This is a genomic window from Terriglobia bacterium (assembly GCA_036496425.1).
GTDB lineage: Bacteria > Acidobacteriota > Terriglobia > 20CM-2-55-15 > 20CM-2-55-15 > 20CM-2-55-15.
This window is the reverse complement of sequence record DASXLG010000239.1, coordinates 1-4471: the sequence shown is the minus strand read 5'-3', so window position 1 is coordinate 4471 and position 4471 is coordinate 1. Positions and strand designations below refer to the sequence as shown.

At 55.3% G+C, this 4471-nt stretch carries 5 protein-coding genes and 1 tRNA gene; 4 read left to right on the top strand and 2 right to left on the bottom strand.

Annotated features, from left to right (window positions below; genetic code table 11):
- On the bottom strand, positions 1-594 hold a 594-nt coding region (locus VGK48_16730; protein HEY2382822.1), incomplete at its 3' end, for an SCO family protein.
- Positions 595-764: 170 nt separating this feature from the next.
- On the opposite strand from VGK48_16730, the gene VGK48_16725 reads away from it, so the two are divergent.
- From VGK48_16725 to VGK48_16715, 3 genes are all read left to right on the top strand, one after another.
- Complete coding sequence (locus tag VGK48_16725; protein ID HEY2382821.1) at positions 765-1892, top strand: alpha/beta fold hydrolase; 1128 nt, start codon at positions 765-767, stop codon at positions 1890-1892.
- Between the two features lie 11 nt (positions 1893-1903).
- Entirely contained in the window at positions 1904-2236 is a 333-nt protein-coding gene (locus VGK48_16720; GenBank protein ID HEY2382820.1) for a carboxymuconolactone decarboxylase family protein, read from the top strand.
- 76 nt (positions 2237-2312) lie between these two features.
- Complete coding sequence (locus VGK48_16715; protein ID HEY2382819.1) at positions 2313-2675, top strand: STAS domain-containing protein; 363 nt, start codon at positions 2313-2315, stop codon at positions 2673-2675.
- Between the two features lie 2 nt (positions 2676-2677).
- On the opposite strand, the gene VGK48_16710 is transcribed toward VGK48_16715, so the two are convergent.
- Positions 2678-2775: transfer RNA gene (locus tag VGK48_16710), tRNA-Sec, on the bottom strand.
- Positions 2776-3039: 264 nt separating this feature from the next.
- Here VGK48_16710 and VGK48_16705 point away from each other — a divergent pair.
- Positions 3040-4446 carry a glycosyltransferase gene (locus VGK48_16705; GenBank protein ID HEY2382818.1) on the top strand — a complete coding sequence of 469 codons (1407 nt, stop codon included), beginning with the start codon at positions 3040-3042 and terminating at the stop codon, positions 4444-4446.
- Positions 4447-4471 lie beyond the last annotated feature (25 nt).

Genomic DNA, 4471 nt, shown 5'->3' with positions numbered 1-4471 from the left:
CTCCGCAAGCAGAGGCGAGGTTTTCACACACGGCGGGCAGTTGGTGAACCAGAAATAAACCAGATGGGGCTGTCCTGCAGCCATTTCAGAAGTCACCGGTTTCCCGGCGTAGCTGGTGATGGAAAAGGCCGGCGCCTCCTTTCCCTCCCAGCCGGCAATTGTTCGGTCGAGCGCACGGCTGAATTGCGGGCTGGCTTTGATCTTATCGATATCCACTTTTGTGATTTCGCCGGTTTTCGGATTACGTTCGATAAATCTGGGGACTCGCGGATCGGACTCCATTACCCGCAGAATGACGTCGGCCTCTCCCGGGACGGTGAAGTTGAACTGCTCGGATATTTCCTTCAAAGTCGGGATTTTCTTGCTGCCCGCGTTGTATTGGACAATGAACATGGGGATCTTGAAGAAGGTGTTGTAGAGGCGTTCCAGAACCTTCTGTTCCTGAGGAGTCTTGAACACATTGTTATACAGATCGGAAACGACGACCGGCTTGCCTGGCGACACATTGGCCTTAAGATAGTCCACAATGCGCGTTTCTATGGGTGATGCCTGAAATAACAGTGTGATCAATCCAACGCTGATAAGCCTGACCATGATTCCTCCGGTTCGTTTCGACCCATCAACTTACTATCCGTTACGCCGCTTGTCCACATAGATCACATAAAAATCCAGACAGGTTTTAGCCGCAGATTACGCGGATGACGCAGATGGGGAGGTGTATAAAAACCTTGCGCGTTCCCCCCGTCTTATGGATTCTCTTCATCATGGCCAAAAACATCGTGCTTGTTCTGGGGCTTTTGCTCGCGTCCGCGTCTCTCGCAGAGGACAGCGGTTCGCTTCTGACGCTCGATCATTACGTGCGTGTGAAATCCACTGTCCCATCGATAGCGGGCCAGCTCACTCCGATTTATGTACGCGAGCGAACGAAGGCGTCGACCCCCTTGCGCAGTGCCGATCTAAACGGCCGGGTCGTCCTGTTTGTACACGGCGCCGGTACTCCGGCGGAAGTTGCGTTCGATGTTCCATATCAGGATTACAGTTGGATGGCGTTTCTGGCGCGGGCCGGTTTCGACGCGTTTTCAATGGATACGACAGGATATGGCCGGTCCAGCCGCCCGCCCGCCATGAACGATCCCTGCAATCTGTCGCAAGAGCAGCAGAAAACATTCGTACCTGCGTTCCTTCCGGCGCCATGCGCGGCCGGCTATTCGCGAAATCTGACAACTATGGCTTCTGACTGGAATGATATCGACGCCGTCGTCGACTACATTCGCGCGCTACGTCATGTCGATCGCGTGAACCTGGTTGGATGGTCGCTGGGTGGCCCCCGGGCCGGAGGCTACGCCGCGCGCCATCCGGAAAAGGTGCAGAAACTGGTCCTGCTCGCGCCTGCTTACGCGCGGATGTCGCAGGCCGAACCTCCAGCTGCAGTGCCTGCCGAGGGCGTGGCGATGAACACGCAGTCGCATGATGAATTTATCGCGAACTGGGACAGACAGACGGGATGTGCAGACCAGTATGATCCGGCAACGGCGGACAGTGTCTGGTCGAAGATGATCGAGTCCGACCCCGTCGGAGCCACATGGGGAACCGGTGTCCGGCGCGCGCCCCAAACGACGACTTGGGGCTGGAATCAGTCGGTTGTTGCGAAAAGCCAGATTCCGACCCTGATGATCAGCGGCGTCCATGATAAGCAGGTAAATCCGGATTCGGTCCGGGCACTGTATGCGGATCTGGGGTCGACGCAGAAAGTCTTCATCGATCTTGCGTGTTCCTCTCATAATGCAATGTGGGAGAAGAACCACAATTTGCTGTTCAAGGCATCGCTGGAATGGCTTACACGTGGCTCGGTAAATGGGTCTCAACAAGGCATGCTGCGCATGGGCTATTAACTGGAGTACAAATGTCAAATCACTATCACGACGAAAACGATCTGAAGCTGTTGAAAGACATGAAGGGGCTTGCGCCCGAAGAATTCAAAGCGTGGGCGGCACTGGATGCGATTGTGGGCCGCGAGGACGGCAAGATTCCCCGTAAATATCGGGAATTGATCGCAGTTGCAGTTGCACACACCACGCAGTGCGTCTATTGCATCGAAGTTCACACCAAAAATGCAAAGAAGGCCGGGGCGTCTAAAGAGGAAGTAGCGGAGTCTGTTCTGCTGGCAGCCGCCTTGCGCGCCGGCGGCGCCGCGGCGCACGGCACGCTCGCGATGAAATTCTACGACCAGGGCTGATTCCATTTAAGTCCTTGAAACTCAAGGTCGATACGTGTAACCTACGCGCTCCGCTATTTGATTCGAGGGAGGTTTTATGAGTTTGAATGTAAAAACCCGGAAAGTCGACGGCATCATCGTGGTGGATATGTCGGGACGGCTGACGATTGGTGAGCCCGTTCTGCTGTTACGCGAGACCCTTCGCGTTCAAGTCAATGACGGCGCCCGCCAGTTTGTCTTGAATCTGGGCGACGTGTCGTATATCGACTCTTCGGGATTGGGTGAACTGGTTTCGGCTTATACCACTGTGCGGAACAAGCAGGGCGACGTGAAACTTCTGAATCTGACGGCGAAGGCAAAAGACCTGTTGCAGATGACGAAACTTCTGACGGTATTCGATGTCTATGAAGACGAAGCCAAAGCTGTCGGCGCACTGAAGGCCGCGAAAACCTCGGCATAACGTGGCGGAAGTGCGTGGGAGTCGAACCCACCGGACGCCGGTTCCCCGACGCCCCACAAGCTTTGAAGGCCAGGAGAGTCACCGGACCCTACTCACTTCCAAGACGAGTATTATAGAGAAATCATGAGCACGAAATTCGAAATCCTGAAGAAGCGCCGCGTCAACCGCGCAAAAAAGAAAGCACGTTTGAAACGCCGGGCGCAAGAACATTTCCAGGCTCGCAAGGGCACCACTGCCTAGTTAATAAAATTGGATCATTGCATCAATTGACGTTGCTTCATTTCTTCAACTTAAGAAATGAAGCAACGTCAATTGATACAATGGTCCAATAAAGTCAAATCCACCGCTGGTCTACAATAGCCGCGTGAATTATGAGCAGGCGTTCGAGGCGCTGAACGAACGAGATTTCGCCACAGCCGCGCTTCTTCTCGAAAAAGCGGCTCAGGAGACCGGCTACCACTCTGACATCATCAATCACGCGTACACTCTGGCCCTCTATCACACAGGAAACAAAGCACGCCTGGCGGACGTTGCCTTCAGGGTGGGGGATTCGCTTGCTCAACAGGATCCCGCCTCCGCGATGGATTACTTTCAACGTGCCATGCTTGCCGGCCTGCAGCCGGACCGCGTCCGCCATATCGGAGAAATTTTCGAGCACTGGTCTGCGCCTCGCCTCGCTGTCCGAATCGATTCGCCGGTGACACGGGTCGCGCACGTTGTCGGATGCATTTTGCCGGAAGCGGCGGACGAATATCTGAGGATGCTGGTTTTGAGCCTGAAACAGCAGGGGATTCAGTCGGCCGTCTTTACGACGGAGTGGGCTGCTTCCTGGTTCTTCAATTCCGAGGCCGTCCCTCAATCACAGCCGGTGACCCTGGATGCAGATGTCAGGATTGCATCGGTTGACGGCGATTTCCTTCAACGCGCTGAGCGGATCGCCGATGCAATTCGAAGTTCGGGGATTCAAATAGCGTTCTTTCACGGTAATTTGAGCGAACAAATCACGGCGCGCGTGGCAGCCATGCGGCCGGCGCCGGTTCAGATCAATGTCAGTCACGGTGCTGAAATGGATGCGGACCTGTTTGACGGGCGTATTCACTTGTCACTATCAGGACTGGAAATGACGAGGTTTGGCGATCTTCCTTCAGAATGGATACCGGTTGCATGCGATGTCGAAACGCGTCTTCAAATGTCTGAGCCGCTCACGCGCCCGGCGATAGGGTTGGAGTCTGCGAGCACGGTTTCCGCAACCTTTGGAGAGCTTCGCGACGCCGCAGGCAGCGGATATTTGAGAGCAGTGTCCGAAGTGATGAAGCGCTTTCCGAAGCACTTTCACTTGTTTGCCGGAACTGGAAATGTGCGGGCTGTCCGGTCGCACCTGCATTCGGAAGGGGTTTTGCCCCGTGTCCGGTTTTTAGGGGACGCCGGCAATGTGGCTCCGTTGCTTGAGGTGATCGACATTTACCTGGCGTCGTTTCCGAATTCCGGCGGGCGCGCGATTCTTGAAGCAATGGGTGCAGGGAAGCCGGCGATCGTGTTGAAATCCCTGCCGGACTCGAAATCCGATTCGGGAGCTGAGTTGGTCGGAATTCGCGAACTCACGGCGCCCGGCGAAGCGAACTACATCGATATTGCAGACCGGCTTTTGCGGGATCCGGCTCTTCGTGCCCGGCAGGGACAAGCCGTTCGCGATCGTTTTCGCGCCGAATTCAGGCCAGCGCGGCTCGGCGAAAGGTACAAGGCATTCCTTGCAAGCGTCGTGCGCGCATAATCATCGGCAGAAATGTGCTATAAAT

Excerpts from the sequence above, each read along its gene's own strand:
- VGK48_16725 (HEY2382821.1), top strand. The coding sequence starts at position 765 with ATGGCCAAAAACATCGTGCTTGTTCTGGGGCTTTTGCTCGCGTCCGCG.
- VGK48_16720 (HEY2382820.1), top strand. The coding sequence starts at position 1,904 with ATGTCAAATCACTATCACGACGAAAACGATCTGAAGCTGTTGAAAGAC.
- VGK48_16715 (HEY2382819.1), top strand. The coding sequence starts at position 2,313 with ATGAGTTTGAATGTAAAAACCCGGAAAGTCGACGGCATCATCGTGGTG.